We start from the raw sequence: 20849 nt of genomic DNA on the forward strand, positions 1-20849 counted from the left end.
AGAATCACAAATCTCTATCCAAAGAGATCATGGTTCTTCCTTCTTCTAAAAGTATGGTTAACCTACCGTAGATAATTGAAACGCACGCTGCAGTGCTTGCTCCAGATCAGAGAGGATATCGTCGATCGATTCTGTGCCGACTGAGAGGCGAATAAGTCCCGGAGTCACTCCGGCTGCTGCTTGCTCTTCTTCCGTCATCTGCTGATGCGTTGTGCTAGCTGGATGAATGATGAGTGACTTGGAGTCCCCGACATTTGCGAGATGGGAGAACAGCTTCACTGATTCGATCAATGTTTTTCCTGCCTCAACGCCACCACGAATTCCAAAGGTCAGGATCGCGCCAGCACCTTTTGGCAAATATTTTTGTGCCAATTCATGCTGGGAGTCAGACTCCAGCCCCGGATAACTCACCCACTCTACGGCAGAGTGATTGGCGAGGAATTGGGCTACTGCCAGGGCGTTCTGGCTATGTCGCTCGATGCGCAGATGCAGGGTTTCTAATCCTTGCAGGAACAAGAAGGAATTGATCGGGGCGACTGCCGCTCCGATATCGCGCTGGAGCTGGACGCGCGCCTTGATAATATAGGCGAGTGGACCGACTGCCTCTGTATAGACAACTCCATGGTAGCTTGGGTCAGGTGTAGTCAGACCTGGGAATTTTCCGTTGTTCCAGTCGAATTTTCCAGAGTCTATGATGATACCGCCAATTGCTGTTCCGTGTCCGCCGATGAATTTGGTGGTGGAGTGCACGACAATATCGGCCCCGTGCTCAAAAGGACGGCATAAAATTGGAGTCGCGAAGGTGTTGTCCACGATCAAAGGTACGCCATTTTCGTGGGCAATATGGGCGATGGCCTCGATATCAGCGACATCAATGCGCGGATTGCCAATCGTCTCGCAAAACACGGCTTTTGTCTTTTCATTGATATAGGTACGGAAATTTTCCAGATTGGATTGATCAGCAAAATGAACCTTGATACCGAGGCGGGGAAGAGTGTGGGCGAACAGATTGTAGGTACCGCCGTAGAGGCTGCTGGAAGCGACGATCTCGTCTCCTGCATGCGCAATATTTAAGATGGCGAATGTAATAGCAGCCTGCCCAGATGCAGTCGCGAGTGCACCAACTCCGCCTTCGAGTAGGGCAACACGCTTTTCAAACACATCCTGGGTCGGATTCATGATACGTGTATAGATGTTCCCAAACTCTTTTAAGCCAAACAGATTGGCTGCATGCTCCGTATCACGGAAAACATAGGAGGTCGTCTGATAGATCGGAACAGCACGTGAGCCTGTTACAGGGTCAACCTCCTGCCCACCGTGGACCGCAAGTGTTTCTGGCTTCCATTGTTGTTGATCGGACATGTCCATCTCTCCTTTTACTATGGGAAATCGGCTAATAAAAAACGGAGCATTCTCCTGAGAAGAAGAAGGCTCCGATCATGCACGGGCTTGTGTTCATCTCTCAGAATCACTGGATTCTGCAGGAATTAGCACCATGCAGCTAGTCTGCTGGTTGCCGGGTTTCGTAGGGCCTGTCCCTCCACCGCTCTTGATGAGAAAAGTTGTTGTCGTAATTGTATGAAAATAAAACCTCGCTGTCAACGCATAATGGTAGTTATCAGGGAGGTTTTTGTGTATATGTGTATGGAAGGCTTTCACTCATGCCATTAATTTGTAACGCTTTTGCCTCAAGCTGTTCACATCCCGTGATGCTACTGCCGCAGTGAAATAGGAGATAATGGTAGAAAATAGGGAGCATGGATGCATAGTGAAGCCAAGTGCTCTTCGCGTTAGAAAAGTAAAAAAGCGTGTGATATCATGGAGGTGGTTACAACTGATCTGATCGTACATATAGGAGGATAAATAGCGATGAGCCATGGAGTAAAGGAAATGACACCACAAGAGCTGTTGGAAAAGCTGGAAGCCAAAGAGGAACTACAAGTCATTGATGTACGTGAAGTCGATGAGTGGAATGGAGGTCACATTAAAGAGGCAAAGCTGATCCCACTCGGCTTTTTGCCGCACCGTATCGATGAGCTGGATAAGAACATTCCGATTGTGATGGTTTGCCGTAGTGGTGCCAGAAGCCATAATGCTACAGCGTATTTGAGTGAACAAGGATATGACGTGGCGAATATGGTTGGCGGCATGCTCGCATGGCCAGGTGAAGTGGAACAGTAAGAAGAGATACAGTGTGAATGCCTCCCGTGTGTAAACAGGAGGCATCTCGCATGGGACAAGCAGGGAGGAAGCAACCCGTGAGTGAAGGAACACAATTGCAGCAGGAATCTGCGATAAAAAAACATTGGTTTCCTGTGTTAGCTGGTATTATCCTTTTGGCTATCGTCGGAGTATTTGGTTATAAGTACATGACAGAAGAGAAGATCGAAGTGTTGAAGCCCATCGCGGACTTCACCTTGGACAACAGTGACGGAACAACCTATACGTTTAATCAAAGTGCTGGCAAGGTACGGCTGGTGGAGTTTATGTTTACCAAGTGCCCGGATATTTGTCCGGCGACTACGTACAACATGGCCAAGCTGCAAGATCAGTTGAAGGAAAAGGGACTGTTCGGAGACAAAGTAGAATTTATCTCTATCTCCTTTGACCCTGATAATGATACGCCGGAAGTCTTGCAGGAGTATGCAGCCAAGTTCAAGGCAGATCAGAGTGGCTGGAAGTTCCTGCGCGGGGACGCTCAGGCTGTAGAAAAAGTGACGAAGGACTTTGGTCTGATGGTCATGAAGCAGCCAGATGGATCTTATGCTCATACGGCTCGCATGTTCCTTGTTGATGGAGATGGAAACATGCGCCGCGCGTACGGGATGGCAGCCGACATGGACATGGAAGTCATGATGAAAGAGATGGAACAGCTCGCTGACTAGTGAGTCTCCTCATAGGAGATGTTTACGACATCTTCTGTCTGATTCACGAATTCAATATGAATGAGTAACGCCCACCTGCGATTGCCTTCTTGAAGCAAGAGCTTAAACGTCTCTTCCGACGTGGTGGGCGTTTTTGGTTTTCGTCCGACATGCAGGTAGTCCACAATTTGAGCGTTTGGATATCGCTTCATCGTTTCCTGCATCGCGAGCCTGCCCCATTTTGCATAGGGAGGCTGGGCATAGGCAGGGAACGGCTGAAAGAGGAGCAGGAAAAGTAAGGTGGAGAGAAGGGGCATCATGTTCCGATGGCGAAATAAGCGACGAGCGGTTTGCACTTGCTGATCCCTCTCCTTTTTGAAATGGTTTTCCATGTATTTTGAAGACTTTTCGGAATATCATTCGTAGAAAATAATGACAATGAAGTGCGGGAGGTTTTCGATGCATTACTTGCTCATCCCCTTATTTGGCGTTCCTGTTTTGGTGGGGGTTCTTGCCGCCATTTTCCAAAAGCCTCCTTTTTGGAAAAAATGGGGACTCACGATTGCTTCAGCCGTATTGATTTACGGAGGCTGCTTCGCCGCGAATGTACATTGGCAAATGAAGTATGGTATTCCGGTGTTACCCACGGAGTCCGACTTGGAGTTATTTTTATACTTTTGTATCCTGTTGGTGTTTGTTTGTATCCTGATGTATATTGTCTTTTTGATCACGATGAGAAAACAGTTTTGGAAAATGAACCTCGTTTTTTTATGCACAGCCTTTGGTATGTTTAGCTTTTTTGCTGCTGCCTTTTTAGGGATGGGCCCCTTTTTGAAAAAAGCGGAGTACGTCACCGTCGTACAAAAAGCAAAAGACCGGTGGAAAGAGGCAAAGATGGACAACGAGAAGCCTATTGATCTCGCCCTCGTATACAGCAGACAAGACTGTACCAAAAATTGTGCCGGGTATCCGTATACAAGTCTGATCCTGGTACGGAATCAATCAGATCAGCCGTTGGAGATTGATTTGAAACTGCGAGTACAAAACAAAAGCGGCACCGTATTAAAAGAAGTCGAAGCCGTACCACTAAAACTCTCTTCAGGAGAAATTACGGAGGTATGGACGGGCGATTCTTATGCAAAGCACGACTTCTGGGCGAGAGCCAGTGTCGTTACCGATGAACGAGTTGCCGATTTGGAGTATCAGTATTCAATTATTGACCGAAGATGAATGTGTGGAATAGACAAGACTGGGTGAAACGAACGTCTTACGTTGTGATATAATAAGAATGGCATGCTTGGTTCGGATTCCCATAATCATGCACGACGATGTTAGGAGGAAAGAGTTTGAGCGACGTTAAGATTTTCGCGATGGGCGGCCTCGGCGAGATCGGAAAAAATATGTACTGCGTCGAGTATGAGGACGAAATCATCATCATTGACTGCGGGGTGAAATTCCCCGAGAATGAAATGTTCGGTATTGATCTGGTTATCCCGGATGTTTCCTATTTAGTGGACAACCAGCACAAGATCAAAGCACTATTATTAACGCACGGACATGAGGATCACATTGGTGCGATTCCTTATATTTTACGACAAATCAAGGTGCCGATTTACGGTGGTCGTCTGACCCTGGGCTTGGTCAAGGCGAAGCTGGAAGAGCACCGTTTGCAGAACGAAGTGAAGCTGATTCCGATTTCGGAAGATACGGAAATTCCTTTTGCGAAGCTGAAGGCGACATTTTTCCGGACGAACCACAGTATTCCAGATTCTTTGGGAATTGTGCTTCATACACCAGAGGGAATGGTCATTCACACAGGTGACTTCAAGTTTGACATGACACCAGTCGGACAAACAACGGAGTACGGAAAAATTGCACGCTTTGGTGCGAGCGGTGACGTTTTGGCGCTTTTGTCCGATAGTACGAACAGTGAGCGTCCTGGATTTACGATGTCAGAGAGATCGGTAGGAGAAGGGATTCTCGATGTGGTACGCAAAGCACGTGGACGCATCATTCTGGCTACCTTTGCTTCCAACGTACATCGCTTGCAACAGGTGGTAGATGCTGCTGAGCAGTGCAATCGCAAAGTGGCGGTTATTGGCCGCAGTATGGAAAAGGTTTTCTTGATTGGCCAAGAGTTGGGCTACATTCAGATGCCAGAGGGCATGCTGATTGATATTAAGCACATCGACAACTACGCAGACAACCAAGTGCTGATTATTTGCACAGGCAGTCAAGGTGAGCCGATGGCAGCGTTGACCCGGATTGCATCTGGTTCGCATCGCACTGTGTCCATTTATCCGGAAGATACAGTGATCATTTCTGCATCTCCGATTCCAGGAAATACGATCAACGTAAGCCGCACGATAGACAAGCTGTACCGTGCAGGTGCCAACGTAGTATTGAGTCATGAATTTGATATTCACGCATCGGGTCATGGCAGTAGCGAAGAGTTGAAGCTCATGCTCAACTTCATTCGTCCGAAATATTTCATCCCGATCCACGGGGAATACCGGATGCTCAAGACTCACTCCAAGCTGGCCCAACAGGTTGGGATCGAGGAGAGCAACATCTTTATTATGGACAACGGCGAAGTGCTGAACTGCAACCGCGAAAAAGCGTGGCTCAGCAAAGTACAAGCAGGGATTGTCCTCATTGATGGCAGTGGTATCGGCGACGTCGGCAATATCGTTCTGCGAGATCGCAAGCATTTGGCAGAGGATGGCTTGATGGTCGTGGTTGTCAGCCTGGATATGAAAAACTTCAAAATTTTGACGGGCCCAGATATCGTGAGCCGCGGCTTCGTATACGTACGCGGTTCGGAATCTTTGATTCAGGAAGCGACACAGCTCGTTCGTGGGCGTCTGCAAGAAGCGTTGGATAAGAAAATCAAGGAATGGTCTGAGCTGAAGTCACAGATTAATGAAGTGATCAAGCCGTTCATTTACGAAAAGACAGGCCGCAACCCAATGATTCTTACCATTTTGATGGAAGTGTAGCTCCTGCTTTCTCGGGAAGGCGCAGTCGGGGTATAATATAAGTAAGTTGAACACGTGATACAAAGGAGAGGTTGCCCAATGATGTCTTATGAAGCATATATGAGCCAAGTAATTCAACCGATGCGCGATGAGTTGACTCGCAACGGTTTTCAAGAGCTTCGCACTGCTGAAGAAGTAGAGCAAGCACTGCCAAATGCAAAAGGCCTGACACTTGTTGTCGTGAACTCGGTTTGTGGCTGCGCAGCAGGACTCGCTCGTCCAGCAGTTGTACATTCCTTGAATCACGCTACAAAGCCGGATAACATCTTCACTGTATTCGCAGGTCAAGACAAGGAAGCGACAGCAAAAGCTCGTGAGTATTTCGAAGGCTATGCTCCGTCTTCCCCATCCTTCGCGATCATGAAAGATGGCAAAATCATGACCATGATCGAGCGTCATCAGATCGAGAACAACGAATTGGCAACAATCGCTGGCCTGTTGACCAACGCTTACGACACTTACAAATAAGAAAGTACGAAACATCACGAGGCGCTCGGCAACGGGCGTCTTTTTTGACAGACTTGGTGTTAGTAATCGTTTGAAATGGGGCTGTAGTGAAGAGAAGAATATTTCCAGTCTAGGCTCCAGGCTCCGTCCATCTGAGGGTAAAGACTGTCCGCTCCGAAGGGATTCGCGGGGAAACGCAAAAGTGGTAGCCGCTACGCCTGAAAATATTCTTCTCTGTCGTTACTGATGGCATCTTTACATTCTTTTCAGGCATTTAAAAACCGATCACCAACCGAGACTCCATGCAAAAACACGCCTTTAAGAGGCCACCTCTGAAATGCATCCTGAAGAGACCACTTTGGCCGCGGTTTCGCTTTTTGCATGGAGTCGTGCAGTCAATCCTCTAGGGGGTGGCCCTAGAAGCTGAGCGTTTTCTCCTGTTTCCTCCCAACACTACAGCCCTAACTAAAATGTATTGGGATTGATTTCCTTCTTTTATTATACTAAAATGTTTAATAAGTATAATAATGGAGGGGGAGAGAGAATGAGCAAGCTGGTAGTGATTACAGGTGTGACACGTGGTTTGGGTAGGGCGATGGTCGAGCGTTTTCACGAAGCAGGCTGGACGGTTGCAGGCTGCGGTCGTTCGGAAAAAGAAGTGCAAGGACTGCGTCAGCAATTCGGAGAGCAGCATCATTTTTCTGTCGTGGACGTATCGGTAATGGAGCAGGTGGAACAGTGGGCAGAAGAAGTAAAAGCCAAGGTGGGCGTTCCCGACTTGTTGATTAACAATGCCTCCATTATAAATCGGAACAGTCCAGTCATTGGTCTTGCGGCAAGCGAGTTTTCGAGAGTGATGGACATCAATGTGAATGGTGTTTTCTATGTAATTCGCGCCTTTTTACCGTTTATGGTTCAGCGCGCAAATGGCGGAGTCGTCGTAAATATCAGTTCGTACTGGGGAAGACACGGGGAAGCGTTTTTATCCCCGTACTGCGCATCGAAGTTCGCCATCGAAGGATTGACGCAATCATTGGCAGCCGAATTGCCTGAGGGAATGGCAGCAGTGGCGCTTGATCCAGGAGGGAGTATCGATACTTCCATGCTCCATTCATGCTCGCCAGAAGAGGTGGACACGGCACCGAATCCGGTAGAGTGGAGCCGTGTAGCGGTACCGTACATCATGGGATTTGGTCCGCAAGACAACGGAAAGTCGCTTATCTGCCCACCAGTGAGAAACAACTGAATATCTTTATCAATGATTTACCACGCTGCCGCGAATCCCTCGGCAGCTTTTTTGGTATGAAAAAATCTCCCGTCGATGGGAGACTTTATTCATGGAGACTCTTTCAATGTAGGGTTTCCAGCCTGTATTAAAACTTTGTTTTTCTTTAACAACATAGCCAGTATTAAAATGAATAGCCCCGTTGCAACCAGTAGCCACTCAATTTTAACAACATCTGCGATTGGTCCAAAAATAAGCATACCTATAGGCATCATCGAAGTGGAAATCATGCCGAACACACCGAAAATTCTTCCCAAATAGTTCTCATCCACTTTCTCCTGAACCAAGACCATTGTCGGGGTATTGAAAATGGGCATAGCTACGCCAAATAGCGCCATGAAGACTAGATAAATCCAAAAGTTCGGAATGATACCAAGGGCTATTGTGCAGGCGCCCATGACAAAGCTCGCGAATGTCATGGTGTGCACTCTGTTTGTAAAGCCTCCCCAGGAGGCAATAATTCCGCCGCCAGCCATCATTCCGACTGAAAAAGCAATTTCAATTGCCGTTAACCGCCAAACCTCGTCACCAAAGCTCCGTGTAACTTGCAGCGGGGTCAAAAATGCGGCGGGTGCCATCAGAATAAAGAAGAAGGCAAAGAATAGAAAGAATTTCTTCAGAAAATCATTGTTTTTAATGTAGAGTAATCCTTCTTTAAAATCGCTGAAGTAGCTCGTTTTTTGTATTTCGGAAGCCTTTTCGTGTAAAGGAATCTTGAGGAAAATGAGCAACGTACCAATGGCAAGCATGGCGGTAATGACATCGATAAAGAAAATCATTTCAATGGTAGATAATGTGAGTAATGCAGCACTCACTATCGGGGATACGAACATAATAACAGCCTGCAAGCTTCCGTTTATGCCATTCATTCTCGTTAGTTGGTCACTTGGTACGATTTGCGGCAAAATAGCTCCGACAGCAGGGGTTTGAATACCGGCTCCGACTGCACGAATAGCAGCCATGAGAAAGAGCAGCCAGGTCGCATTGTATCCCATTAAAAAGACGACTGCGAGGATAAGCGTTGCAAAGGCAATCATTGCATCTGCATAAATGATCAACAGTTTGCGATTGTAGCGGTCAGCCCAGACACCCGCAACGGGGGATAAAAGAAAAGTAGGGACGAAACCGCAAATGATATATAGCGTCATCATGATACCGGATTGCGTATTCAGCGTTATATACCACATCATCGCATATTGAACTAAAGATGATCCAAAAAGTGAAATCGCCTGACTGCTTAGAAAGAGAATAATGTTCTTTTTCCAATGTGGATTTGGCGTTACATGATCATTTGCTTCCATCACTAATGTTTACCCTCTCTTTCTTTCATTCTCTTCTTCATTTCCCAGTTGTGATATTTACGTAAGACATACCTATGATAGCATATGCCTATCTATATTGATTTCTTCTCGATTGCTATTTAGGCTACCCGACTGCCACAAATAACTCTCAGGTAATCCAAACCTCCACATTTTCGTTCGACTATTTCACTTACATAATATTTTTCAAAAAAGTTGCGATCTTTTTCCACCATTTTCCGTCGTATTAAGGTGTACAAGCAAAAAGGTGATAGCTGCGCAGCGTACCTTTTTGGACCTGTAGCCCTCGATACAGGTTTTGATATGGGGAGGAAGACAGATGCAGGACGACAGGCTGATCATTGAGGAGGTCCTCCAAGGGAACAAAGAGGCGTATTCTCAGATCATACAAAAATATAACAAAAGGGTCAGATTGCTCATTCGCAAGATGATCGGGCAGCCGCATCTTGAGCAGGACATGGCTCAGGAGATCTTTATCAAGGTGTATTACCACTTGGGTGACTACAGCAAAAGCTACGAATTCGGTGCCTGGCTCTACAGGATTGCCGCCAATTATTGCTTTGATGAACTACGAAACCGGAAACGATCGATTACGGTTACAGAAGCAGAGATTGAACTGGCTACCAGTCATACACCTGAGCTCGAATACCTTGCGAAAGAGCAGAAGGTCTTTTTACAAAATCGAATGATGACCCTGGAGTCTAAATACCGTGTCGTCCTGGAACTGCGTTATCTCCAATTTTTGAGCTATGAAGAAATTAGCGAGGAGCTGGATGTTCCCATCAGTACGGTGCGAACACGTCTTTCCAGAGGCAAGGCCAAGCTCAGAAATGCCATAACGAATTCGGGTAAAGGAGGGGACCTCCACCTATGACATGCTTGGATACATTCATGCTGAATGCGTATTTGGAAGACACGCTTCCTTTGCGAATGAAACAAGAAGTACAACGACATCTGGATACATGCAGTTGGTGCCAGAGCAAGTTTGAGCAATATTTGGATGAGCTGGATACATCCGATGATGAAGGCGAAGATGTCTGGCAGACGGAAGCAACCATTCAAAATGTCATGGACAAGCTCCCCGCCTACCCGATGAACGTACTCAAACTCAAACCAATACAAAAACAACCGGTTCAAATAAATTGGAAAAAGCGGAGTGTGGATATTGTGAAGAAAACGACGATTGCAGTTGCGGGATTGGCTATGGTTGTTACGTTTGGAACAGCTGTTTCGCCTACATTTGCGAATTATATGAGTGGAATTTATGCGTCGATCAATCCGAGCGAGGTAACAGTAACAAAAGGACCTTACAATGCGAAACAAGTAGTCAACCTGTTTGATAAAAAGCAGACGGACATCGGCGTGAAGAAAGCAGCAGAATACGGCTTTGTACAGCCGCTCGACATGAAGGTGACAGACCAAGGACTAACCATGGCAATCAGTGCGGTTGTAGCAGATCCGTTGCGTATTATGGTTCTTGGCTCAGTGACGGACTCGTCCGGCAAAAAGATTCAGTCGTTCTGGAAGGATCAGTTCACGATCATATCAAGCGACAATGTAAAAGATTTCAGGGAAGTTCGACTTAAAGATAAAAATGGCAAGGTGATCATGCGATTAGATGATAATCAGAGGGAAACGCTTCCTTGGCCACCGGTGCCGAACGGTGAAAACTTCGCCTACGGAGGACAACTGAGCGGATTCTTTGATGAAGCGAATCCAATGCCGGACGAATTGATTTTGGAAATGCGTGTGAAGCGCCTGACAGATACGAAAGGCACGTGGAATTTCGATATTCCGATTGATATGCGACCAGCAAAAGCAGCCATGAAAACAGTAGCATTGAACAAGGAGTTAGAAACTCCAACAGGGGCAACAGTAGAGCTAAAAGAAGCGCGCTTTGCTCCCACTGCTACGCAGCTAGAGTTCTCAAACAGCAATCCGAATGAGAAAGTAGTGGAGGGTTTTCGTTACGAGCTTGTCGATGAAAAGGGTACTGTAGTGGGCAAATGGGATGATATGATTGAACCCGATGAAAGGGATCACAATCTCAGTATCTTAGGCATGAGCCATGGCGCTTCGGTTAACTTCACAGAGAAGTGGCAGCCAAGTACGAGTTTTGTCCATACGTACATGCCGCTGGACCCTGCAAAAAACTTGACAATGAAGCTCGATGCTGTCTATACAGCAGAGAAAGTCTCTTCTCAAACCAAGCTATCTTTTGCTGAACTGGAGAAAAATCCGAAAAAAGTGAATGTAGCTGGGAACCAAATCACGTTTCAATCGATGGAAATGGAAGATGATGACGAGTATACCTCATTCAATATTCCACTGGAAGCTATTCTGGCCAAAGATATTGTGGGACTTCCAGAGCGATGGACGGTGAAGGACGAAAACGGGAATGATGCCGCACTAGTATGGTTAAGGGTTAACAAAAAAGAAAACCAAAATGGTACGATAAAACTCGAGGGGAAGCTCGATGTGCTCTTTGAGAAAAAAGATGTAAAGGAAATATCAGTTGTCCTCGATCATGTAATCAAAGAGAACAAAGTCAATTGGGAAGTGCCAATCAAGGGAGAAAAGAAGTAGTGTAATGAACAAGCCGCTCGGTCCTGTAAAAGGATCGGGCGGCTTCTTTGCAGTTGAAATCAGTATTTAGCTTCAACATCAGTTCGTTTTTCCCGATGAAAATAAGCGTGTAACAGACAGAGCAGGACCGAACCCGCAGAGACAAGCGTTGCCAGGAACAGGGTTGGATTAATTCCACCATGGTCATACATGAACCCCATAGCCAAAGGCCCCAGCAGCCTTCCGCCCGTTGTAATCGCCCCTACGACCCCTAAATAAAATGGTGCATTCTCTCCGGTTTTTTCCGATATAAAAGTAGGAATAGTCGGCGAGATGAGCATTTCACCAAATGTAGTGATAACCATTCCGACAACAAATGCGTAATAACTACCGTGGTAGACAAGCATACACCCAAAACCGACAGCATACGCGATGGCACTAACGACGAGTTGGGCTGACAAGCTCTGATTCAACAGCCGTTTGATCCAGGATGTGATGGGCTGGCCAGCAAAAATGATAATGCCGTTAACCGTCCACAGCCAGCTATACGATGACAGTGGCATACCCTGCTCTGTAATGTAAGGAGCTACACCTGTGTTCCAAACCGTGTTGGAAAAGAAAATGAATGCTGCGCCTAATGCCATAAACAAGTATAATTGGTAACGCAATAGCAGGGGAAAGCTGTTTTTCTCGCGGTGATTTTGCTTTTCCTCCTGATGCTCTCCGACCAGATCCTGATGAGATATGTTCTTCATAAAAAGGAAGAAGAACAAGGCAAACAATAAGGTGCTCGTGCTGTTGAACCAAAAAGTAAGCTGGAAGGATAAAGTGGCAATGACGCCGGCCAATGCGGTTCCGATTGCCATCCCCAAATTATTACCGACGTAGACGATGTTAAACAATTCTCGGCGCTGTTCTTTCCAGCGAAAACCGATAAATGCCTGAATTGCCGGGAATGACAGATTGAACGTAAAGCCAAGCCCCATCATGAGAATCAGGTAGACAGGCCAGCTCTGAACGAAAGGAATGGAAAATTGAATAAGTCCTTGAAAAATCAATGCACCGACAATGAGACGCTTGGCACCTAGTCGATGAAACAACGAACCGCCGATGAATTGGCCGAAGATTCCGGCCAGAGATTGGATCATCAGGACGAATCCAGCTTCTGTCATCGAGCGTTGCAAAATGGTATGTACGTATAAGGTAGTAAGTGGCCACATAAAAGCACTCCCGGAGGAGTTAATAAAGCTGGCGATAAGGAAGAAAATGGCCTCACGGGGATAGCGATTGAGGAAAGCTGAAGGTGATATCACGCGAATGCACCCCTTATCATTAAGGATAAGATTAGTATAACGAATATTCTAAACTTTGTAAATTAAAATGTTTACAATGTCACAGGTACCCAAATAAAGGCTGCTCCACTTTCCGCAAATTCGAGTATACTAAACAAAGTGGAGAGATGACATCAACTGAGGATAGAGAGAATAAAGGTGGACTTTATGAAAATATGGAAACGAGTGTTGCTTCTTTTGCTTGTCGTGATGGCTACGACAGCTGGATATTACGGATACTCTTTTTATCAATTTGCTCAAAATATTCAAGAGCCCAATATCGCACCGCCTAGTGGTGGGAATTCCACCAAAGCAGCAGAAATACCAGAGTGGGATGGCAAGGAACGGGTTAATATCCTGCTGATGGGAGTAGACCGCAGAGGAATGAAAAATAACGGGCTTCCTCGTTCTGACTCCATGATGCTGGTCAGCATCGATCCTACGGGGAAACGTTATGACATGTTTTCAATCCTGCGTGATACGTATGTAGATATTCCCGGTAGAGGCAGCTCCCGGATCAACTCTGCGATTGTAGAGGGTGGACCTGAGCTGGCAATGGAAACGGTTAGTCAGTTCACTGGACTTCCGGTAGATCGTTATGTGATTACTGACTTTGAAGGCTTCAAGGCTCTGATTGATGCAGTGGGCGGAGTCGAGATCGATGTCGAAAAAAACATGTATTATCATGACCCGACTGACAAAGGCGCTTACGATATTAATCTGAAAAAAGGTCTGCAAAAGCTGGATGGAGACAAAGCCTTGCAATATGTTCGTTTCCGCCATGATGCGACCTCCGATTATACACGGACGGAGCGTCAGCGGAAACTAATGACGGCAGTCGTGGATCAGATGAAAAATGGTACGACGCTGATGCAGCTTCCTACCATATTGAAGGAAGTAACACCGTATGTTCAAACCAATATTAGCTCGGTGGACATGCTGAAGCTGTCTGCACTCGGATTAAAATTGAATACGTTAGAGCCGGGTAACTATCAATTGCCGCCAATGGGGATGTTCCGCGAATCGCACCGCGCAGGTTCTGTTCTGGTTCCGGATGTCGATCAGGTTCAGTCGTTTATCCAAGAAAAAATTGCACCTCCTACAGAAGCAACAGATCAACCCGTGGGAGAAAAGAAAAGCAGCACGCAAAACTAAGCGTGCTGTTTTTTTGTGTTTTGGGAAAGACTAACCATGATTTTCTAAGTTCTGAGGTGAAGATGTCGATGGATCGGGAAAGTGCACGCAATTGGTTTGAACATACCAGTGACCTGATTACGGAACATATCGATGAGCCAGAAGGCCGCGTGCGACTTTTCTATTTATCCTCTATGGCAGATGGCAAGGTTGTCTACAGCGAGCTTATCCCGAAGCTGCGTGATCTTTGTTTGGAGGAAAGTGGGATTGAGGAAGTCGCCAGGCATTTAGGTGCTTCCAGCAGCAATCGTGTTTTCAATGAAGGGGAAGCCATTGAGCGTTTACTCCGAGGTCATATTGTCATTCAAGTTGCGGAATCGCCCTACTGCTTGTCGTTTCCCAGCGATGGTACTGCTGGCAGAAGTATTCAAGCACCCGAAATCGAAACGGTTGTACTCGGCCCGCAGATCGCCTTTGTAGAAGAACTGAATGTGAACATCTGCATCATTCGAAAATATATGTCTACACCAAAATTGTTCCATGAACAATTAAGCGTGGGAATAAGCATACCGATGGATGTGTCGATTTTATATTTGAGCGGGACGGCAGATGAGGAAAATGTGAATACGGTACGTCAGCGGATTTGTGATCTGGAGTTAGACAGCAGTCTGGATTCTACCATACTGGCGCAGCATATCGCAGACAATGAGAAATCATTATTTCCTACGCTTCAGCAAACAGAGCGTCCAGACCGGGTCGTACACGGATTGCGACAAGGACAGATTGCCATACTCGTGGAGGGGAGCCCGTTCGCTTTACTCGGTCCCACCACCTTACTGCAATTTTTTCAGTCGCCAGATGACTATTATTTGCGCTGGAGCCTTGCTACTTTCAACAGACTCATGCGAATCTTTGCCATGATCTTGTCCCTGATCCTGACCCCGATCTACGTGGCTGCGCTGACCTATCATTACGAGATGATTCCGGCAGACCTTTTGCTTTCCCTTGCGCAATCACGCTCCCGAGTACCGTTTCCACCACTGTGGGAGGCTATTTTGATGGAATTGATTATTGAGCTTTTGCGGGAAGCAGGAGCGAGGCTGCCGACCAAAGTCGGTCAGACGATTGGTATCGTTGGCGGTATTGTGATCGGACAGGCCATTGTTCAGGCCGGATTCACCAGTAATATCCTGATTATTATCGTTGCCCTCGGGGCTTTGTCTTCCTTTATCGCACCTAGCTATATGATCGGTTCTACGATCCGGGTTATTCGTTTTCCAATGATTTTGCTGGCGGGTATGCTGGGGGCATTGGGCATTGTGGTCGGATTCAGTTTCCTAGCCAGCCATTTGCTCCGACAGACGAGCTTGGGGCGTCCTTACATGTACCCCATTTACCCCGTGCGCTATTCCGATTGGAAAGATGGCTTTATTCGCGCTCCATTATCCTCTCTTTCCGAACGCCTGAAGTTTTTTACACCAAAACGAGTACTTCGTTTTGACAGGGGAAAAGCCAAAGAGAAGAAAGACATTGACGAGTAAGCGAGGCTGCTATGAACATTAACATCGATGTAAGCAAGGGCAATACAATATCAGCATATCTTGCAGGGTTGCTGGTGCATGGTACTCAACTTGGAATGGGCATCTTGGGCTTTCAACGAATCATTGCGAAGGAAGCAGGGCATGATGCTTGGATTTCGGTCATACTTGCAGGCTTGGTTACGCATCTAACATTGTGGATCATTATCAAGACCATGCAAAAATACCCTTCGGCTGATATTTACGGCATTCAAGATGATGTGTTTGGAAGGCGGCTAGGAACTGCTGTAAGCATCATATTTATAATCTATTTCATATTGACAGCTGGAATCATTCTTCGCAGCTACATCGAAGTTGTCCAAACCTGGGTGTTCCCGAATTTACCTACGTGGATTTTAGCTGGAATCATCCTTTTTCTTGCGTACTACACCATCGTGGGAGGGATAAGAGTCATAGCTGGCTATACGTTTTTTTCCATTATAGCAACGGCATGGCTAGTCTTTGATTTATATTTCCCTTTGGAATTCGCACGATGGGAATATTTGTTTCCGATTATGGATACCAGCTTTGAGAACCTTTTCAGAGGAATGATGGCCATGTCATTGACCAGTGTCGGTTTTGAGGTTCTCTATGTCGTCTATCCCTATGTACAGAATAAGGACAGGGTAAATAAAAGTGCACAGTTGGCGGTGCTGGTGACTTATCTTATCTATTTATTGGTCATGATCGTGACCTTGGTCTTTTTTAGCCAAGGTCAGCTCATGAGGACGATCTGGGCGACACTCAATCTGCAAAAGATGGTGTACCTGCCCATTCTGGAAAGATTTGAGCTGGTCGTTATCTCGCTGTGGCTTATCGTCATTTTGCCGAATATCATGCTGTATTTGTGGTGCTCGGCGCGAGGACTCAAGCGTTTGTTTTGCTTCAACTTGCGAAGTTCATTGTATTGGATTTTATCGGTGATTTATCTTGCTTCCTTGACGATGCTTTCCAGACAGCAGATGAATTGGCTTTATACTGTGCATGGGAAAATTAGCATATGGGTTGTGTACTTGTACCCCTATTTTTTGTACGTCATGGTCTTGCTGAAGCAGCGAACGCAACGGGCAAAATCGAAGAGCAAAGGAGAGAGTGCCTGATGCTTGATGAGCGGAAAAAGAGGATGCCCTTTATCAAACGGTTTTTGGCGTTGTGGTGTTCTGGCGTCATGATAGTCACAGGCTGTGGAGATCGGCAGATTTTTGATGAAACTGGACTTGCCACAGCTGTCGGTTATGACTTGTTAAAGGATGGAAACATTCGTGGGACTGCAATCATGCCCTCCATTAATCCAGAGGCCAAAAAAAAGATACAGATTTTCTCAGCAACGGGGGAGACCAGCAAATCAATCCGGGATCGGGTTAATCTACAATCAGATAAAAGAGTATTGGGTGGGCAGATTCGTGTCGCCCTCTACAGTGAAAACTTGGCAAAACGCGGGCTTGGCAGTATCGTTGACACGCTGTATCGGGATTCCTCTATTTCCAGCAGGGTTTATCTTTGCCTGTTTGAAGGCGAAACATATGATATGTTAACGTATCCCTATTCTGAAGAAGGGAATATCGGAATCTATTTATACCGTATGATTGAGCAAAATATTGAAGGGGAAAAAATTCCGTCTTCCACCATGCATGAGTTTTTTCGGGCCTATTATGACAAAGGAATCGACCCGATCATGCCGTACATTGCAAGAAAGGGAAATGAGCTGCAAATCAAGGGTATCGCATTATTTCAAGGGGAGCGTTATGTAGGGTGGATCACACCAAAGGAAGCCTTTTTAATCAAGCTCATGCATGGAAAATTCAGCATTGGCAGCTACGATACTTCTGTTCCTGCTCATATTTTTGGGGAGGAGCCAAAGAGCCGCGGAAGTAAAAAAGACCGTGTGCAGCTTGTCTTTGACACCATTTCCAGCAAATCTCAAATTGATCTGACCCAAGTGTCCCCCCCGCTCTTTGATATTCATATCCGATTACATGCGAGAATTTTGGAATTAACCCTTCCGCTGAAGCTAGAGAATGCAAAGCTGATGAAAATCATGGAGAATGCACTGGAAAAAGAGATCGAAAAAGAATTGCAGAAAGTAGTCAGTAAATTGCAGGGCCTCGATGTCGATCCCGCTGGATTCGGGATGGTGTATCGTGCAAATAGAAGAGGGATGGCAAACATGACGCAGGCCGAGTGGAGAAAAATGTTCAAGGAAGCAAGGTTTCGCTTTCACGTAAAGTCGACAATCATCCGCAACGGCGTCATGGATTAAAAAACTTTTCCTGCTATTACTATTGACGTGATATTTTCAAAAAGGATATAATCCGTTTTGTATCATCATGAAATAGAAAAAACGAACATAATATACGTAGATATCTTTCTTATCAAGAGAGGCGGAGGGACAGGCCCTATGAAGCCCGGCAGCCGGTTCATTTTCGAATGAACGTCGCGGTGCCAATTCCTACAGGATTGTTTGGATCTTGTGTAGATGAGAAGGGTGGATGCGAACGTATACATTGCGTTGCAGCCCCTTTTTCGTTTATTGAAAAAGGGGTTTTCATATTTTATCAAGATTGTGGTCGGGAGGTGGATGCGTTGATCCAACTGCGTCATTTGCATAAAAGCTATCAAGTACAAGGTAAAACCATCCCAGCATTAACGGGGATCGACCTTTCCATAGAGCAAGGAGAAATATACGGGATTATCGGACACTCTGGTGCAGGGAAAAGTACGTTGATCCGGTGCATCAATTTGCTGGAGCGCCCAACTTCAGGGGAAGTTATTGTGGACGGCGTCGATTTGACTAGGCTGGATGAAGGGAAGCTGCAAGAAAAGCGCCGCTCAATCGGCATGATTTTTCAGCACTTCAACTTGCTGTCTTCTTCGACAGTCGGTGAAAATGTCGCTTTTCCGCTCAAGCTGGCCAAGCGTCCGAAGGCAGAGATTGATAAGAAAGTAAACGAGCTGCTGAAGCTGGTTGGCTTGGAGGCCCATAAGGACAAATATCCGTCCCAGTTGTCTGGCGGACAGAAGCAGCGTGTCGGGATCGCCCGGGCGCTCGCGAATGATCCAAAAGTGCTGCTCTGTGACGAAGCTACATCGGCTCTCGATCCGCAGACGACGAATTCCATTCTGGCACTGCTCTTGGACATCAACCGCAAGCTGGGCTTGACCATTGTGCTGATTACCCACGAGATGCACGTCATTCGCTCCATTTGTGATCGTGTCGGCGTAATTGACGGCGGAAAGATCGTCGAGTCGGGTAACGTACTGGATGTATTCCTTCGTCCGAAGCATCCAACGACACAAGAATTTGTGGAACAAGTAGCGGATTCTACAGAGCTGCGTGAAGCAGTCGAGCACGAAAAGGCTTCGGGGAACCGCACCATTGCTCGTGTCACCTTCCTCGGAGAAAAAACGTACCAGCCGATCCTGTTCCAAACGATGCAAGAGACTGGTACGGTGTTCAGCATTTTGCAGGGAACAATCTCCCGCATGAAAGATACGCCGTATGGTCAGTTGGTGATCGAGCTGGAAGGCGATGTTGCACAGAATCAAAAGACCATTGAGACGCTGCGCCAACGTGGCTTGGAAGTAGAGGTGATATAAATGGACTGGACATTCGAGAATGTGGATTGGGCTGAAATCGGCTTAGGTACGATGGACACGCTCACGATGCTCGGCTTTTCCACCCTGTTTACCGTCCTGATTGGTTTGCCATTGGGAATCATTCTGTTTTTGACTTCACGCGGACAGCTTCTGCAAAACCGCACTTTTTATACGATCGCATCATTCGTTGTCAACGTATTGCGCTCGGTACCGTTTATCATTTTGATGATTTTGCTGATTCCTGTGACGAAGATGATCGTAGGAACCTCACTCGGCGTATTGGGGGCCATTCCGCCGCTCGTATTTGGTGCCGCTCCGTTTTTTGCACGCTTGGTGGAAACCTCTCTGCGTGAGATTGATAAAGGCGTGATTGAGGCCGCACAATCTATGGGGGCTTCCAATTGGCAGATCGTCTGGAATGTCCTTTTGCCAGAGTCTAGATCTGGACTAATCGCAGGTATTACGATCACGACGGTTACGCTGGTCTCCTACACCGCGATGTCTGGGGTAATTGGCGGTGGTGGTTTGGGTGACTTGGCGATCCGATACGGTTATCAGCGTTTCCAAACCGATGTCATGATTGTGACTGTTGTTATTTTGCTGGTGATGGTACAGATCTTACAAACGCTGGGGGACCGTTTGGTTCTGAAATTCAGCCGCAAATAGGATCTTTCCATATAGATTTTCAAAAAATAAGATGAAATACATGCAAGGGGGAAATCATTCATGAAAAAGCTAGTCGTATCTGTACTTTCTACTGTATTGGCATTTTCTTTGGCAGCTTGCGGAGGCAAAACGGAAACAGCACCCGCTCCAACTGAAGGCGGCGCACAAGGCGGACAACAGGAAGTAACATTGAAGGTAGGCGCTTCTCCCGTTCCACATGCAGCAATCTTGAAATTCGTTCAACCAAAACTGAAAGAACAAGGCGTGAACCTGGAAATTAAAGAGTTCACCGATTACGTACAACCTAACGTTCAAGTGAACGAGAAACAACTCGACGCTAACTTCTTCCAGCACAAGCCTTACCTGGAAGACTTCAATAAAGGACAAAACATGAATCTGGAGCCAGTAGTGGCTGTACACATCGAGCCATTCGGCGCTTACAGCAAAAAAGTAAAATCTGTGGATGAATTAGCTGATGGCGCAACAATCGCGCTGCCAAACGATCCAACAAACAGCGGTCGCGCACTCGCACTCTTGGAGAAAAACGGCGTGATCAAGCTGAAAGAAGGCGCTGGCATCAGCGGTACTGTGAAGGACGTTGTTGAGAACAAGAAAAACCTGAAGTTCAAAGAAGTAGAAGCAGCAATGCTGCCACGCGTTCTGGAAGAAGTAGATCTGGCGTTGATCAACACCAACTACGCGCTGGAAGCAAAGCTCGTTCCAACCAAAGACGCGCTGTTTATTGAAGATAAAGATACTCCATACGCAAACTTCCTGGTAGCTCGTCCTGACAACAAGGATTCCGAAGCAATTCAAAAGCTGGCAAAAGCACTGAACTCACCTGAAGTGAAAAAGTTCATTGAAGATGAATACAAAGGCGCGATTGTTCCAGCGTTCTAATAGTATAAATAATTGATCGATCAACAAAGTCCAACTGGCCGAAAAGCTGGTTGGGCTTTACTTTTGTTTATAATGTAGTGAATTTTCATAAAATTAAATTAAATCTACAGCAACCCCGTTTTCAAC

General features: G+C 46.4%; 19 protein-coding genes and 2 riboswitches. Of the genes, 15 read left to right on the forward strand and 4 right to left on the reverse strand.

Annotation, left to right across the window (positions count from 1 at the left end; translation table 11 throughout):
* Positions 1-57 precede the first annotated feature (57 nt).
* A complete protein-coding gene (locus tag AB432_RS02620; RefSeq protein WP_048036179.1) occupies positions 58-1362 on the reverse strand; it encodes a homocysteine synthase in 1305 nt (434 codons plus the stop codon).
* 90 nt (positions 1363-1452) lie between these two features.
* A riboswitch (SAM riboswitch) is annotated at positions 1453-1559 on the reverse strand.
* A gap of 310 nt (positions 1560-1869) precedes the next feature.
* On the opposite strand from AB432_RS02620, the gene AB432_RS02625 reads away from it, so the two are divergent.
* Together AB432_RS02625 and AB432_RS02630 are read left to right on the forward strand one after the other, a co-directional pair.
* Positions 1870-2181, forward strand: a complete 312-nt coding sequence (locus AB432_RS02625; protein ID WP_048036180.1) for a rhodanese-like domain-containing protein — start codon at positions 1870-1872, stop codon at positions 2179-2181.
* Between the two features lie 77 nt (positions 2182-2258).
* The gene (locus AB432_RS02630) at positions 2259-2885 is read left to right on the forward strand and encodes an SCO family protein (RefSeq protein WP_235617599.1); all 627 of its coding nucleotides are present in this window, start codon (positions 2259-2261) and stop codon (positions 2883-2885) included.
* Here AB432_RS02630 and AB432_RS02635 read toward each other — a convergent pair.
* Positions 2882-3256, reverse strand: a complete 375-nt coding sequence (locus AB432_RS02635) for a YqzG/YhdC family protein (RefSeq protein WP_235617600.1) — start codon at positions 3254-3256, stop codon at positions 2882-2884. The two genes, AB432_RS02630 and AB432_RS02635, sit on opposite strands and share 4 nt — an antisense overlap.
* A gap of 67 nt (positions 3257-3323) precedes the next feature.
* Between AB432_RS02635 and AB432_RS02640 the strand changes: the two genes are divergently transcribed.
* The 4 genes from AB432_RS02640 (at position 3324) to AB432_RS02655 (ending at position 7595) form a co-directional block, all read left to right on the forward strand.
* The gene (locus tag AB432_RS02640) at positions 3324-4094 is read left to right on the forward strand and encodes a hypothetical protein (protein ID WP_048036183.1); all 771 of its coding nucleotides are present in this window, start codon (positions 3324-3326) and stop codon (positions 4092-4094) included.
* A 98-nt stretch (positions 4095-4192) separates the two neighbouring features.
* Positions 4193-5863 (forward strand): ribonuclease J1, encoded by a 1671-nt coding sequence (gene rnjA / locus AB432_RS02645; RefSeq protein ID WP_048036184.1) that lies wholly within the window; start codon positions 4193-4195, stop codon positions 5861-5863.
* Positions 5864-5941: 78 nt separating this feature from the next.
* A complete protein-coding gene (locus tag AB432_RS02650; RefSeq protein ID WP_012684201.1) occupies positions 5942-6370 on the forward strand; it encodes a BrxA/BrxB family bacilliredoxin in 429 nt (142 codons plus the stop codon).
* A 523-nt stretch (positions 6371-6893) separates the two neighbouring features.
* Complete coding sequence (locus AB432_RS02655) at positions 6894-7595, forward strand: SDR family oxidoreductase (protein ID WP_048036185.1); 702 nt, start codon at positions 6894-6896, stop codon at positions 7593-7595.
* Positions 7596-7684: 89 nt separating this feature from the next.
* On the opposite strand, the gene AB432_RS02660 is transcribed toward AB432_RS02655, so the two are convergent.
* Complete coding sequence (locus AB432_RS02660) at positions 7685-8935, reverse strand: MFS transporter (RefSeq protein ID WP_048036251.1); 1251 nt, start codon at positions 8933-8935, stop codon at positions 7685-7687.
* A gap of 337 nt (positions 8936-9272) precedes the next feature.
* Between AB432_RS02660 and AB432_RS02665 the strand changes: the two genes are divergently transcribed.
* Positions 9273-9827 (forward strand): RNA polymerase sigma factor, encoded by a 555-nt coding sequence (locus AB432_RS02665; protein WP_048036186.1) that lies wholly within the window; start codon positions 9273-9275, stop codon positions 9825-9827.
* Positions 9824-11539, forward strand: coding sequence for a DUF4179 domain-containing protein (locus AB432_RS02670; protein ID WP_048036187.1), 1716 nt, complete (start codon positions 9824-9826; stop codon positions 11537-11539). Before AB432_RS02665 ends, AB432_RS02670 begins: the two co-directional genes overlap by 4 nt.
* Before the next feature lie 59 nt (positions 11540-11598).
* Here the strand turns inward: AB432_RS02670 and AB432_RS02675 are convergent, their stop codons facing one another.
* Entirely contained in the window at positions 11599-12831 is a 1233-nt protein-coding gene (locus AB432_RS02675) for an MFS transporter (RefSeq protein WP_048036188.1), read from the reverse strand.
* Between the two features lie 186 nt (positions 12832-13017).
* Between AB432_RS02675 and AB432_RS02680 the strand changes: the two genes are divergently transcribed.
* The 7 genes from AB432_RS02680 to AB432_RS02710 all read left to right on the forward strand — a co-directional run bounded on the left by AB432_RS02680 (position 13018) and on the right by AB432_RS02710 (position 20723).
* Positions 13018-14004 carry an LCP family protein gene (locus tag AB432_RS02680; RefSeq protein ID WP_048036189.1) on the forward strand — a complete coding sequence of 329 codons (987 nt, stop codon included), beginning with the start codon at positions 13018-13020 and terminating at the stop codon, positions 14002-14004.
* A 68-nt stretch (positions 14005-14072) separates the two neighbouring features.
* Entirely contained in the window at positions 14073-15524 is a 1452-nt protein-coding gene (locus tag AB432_RS02685) for a spore germination protein (protein ID WP_048036190.1), read from the forward strand.
* 11 nt (positions 15525-15535) lie between these two features.
* The gene (locus AB432_RS02690; RefSeq protein WP_048036191.1) at positions 15536-16660 is read left to right on the forward strand and encodes a GerAB/ArcD/ProY family transporter; all 1125 of its coding nucleotides are present in this window, start codon (positions 15536-15538) and stop codon (positions 16658-16660) included.
* Positions 16660-17820: a Ger(x)C family spore germination protein gene (locus AB432_RS02695; RefSeq protein WP_048036192.1), complete on the forward strand. Its 1161-nt coding sequence runs from the start codon at positions 16660-16662 to the stop codon at positions 17818-17820. Before AB432_RS02690 ends, AB432_RS02695 begins: the two co-directional genes overlap by 1 nt.
* Positions 17821-17926: 106 nt before the next feature.
* A riboswitch (SAM riboswitch) is annotated at positions 17927-18043 on the forward strand.
* Between the two features lie 100 nt (positions 18044-18143).
* The gene (locus AB432_RS02700) at positions 18144-19157 is read left to right on the forward strand and encodes a methionine ABC transporter ATP-binding protein (RefSeq protein ID WP_048036193.1); all 1014 of its coding nucleotides are present in this window, start codon (positions 18144-18146) and stop codon (positions 19155-19157) included.
* Complete coding sequence (locus AB432_RS02705; protein ID WP_048036194.1) at positions 19158-19823, forward strand: methionine ABC transporter permease; 666 nt, start codon at positions 19158-19160, stop codon at positions 19821-19823. It begins immediately after the preceding gene.
* A 60-nt stretch (positions 19824-19883) separates the two neighbouring features.
* Positions 19884-20723, forward strand: coding sequence for a MetQ/NlpA family ABC transporter substrate-binding protein (locus AB432_RS02710; protein WP_048036195.1), 840 nt, complete (start codon positions 19884-19886; stop codon positions 20721-20723).
* Positions 20724-20849 lie beyond the last annotated feature (126 nt).

Origin of the sequence: Brevibacillus brevis (assembly GCF_001039275.2) — a bacterium.
In the GTDB taxonomy this organism is placed as follows: domain Bacteria; phylum Bacillota; class Bacilli; order Brevibacillales; family Brevibacillaceae; genus Brevibacillus; species Brevibacillus brevis_C.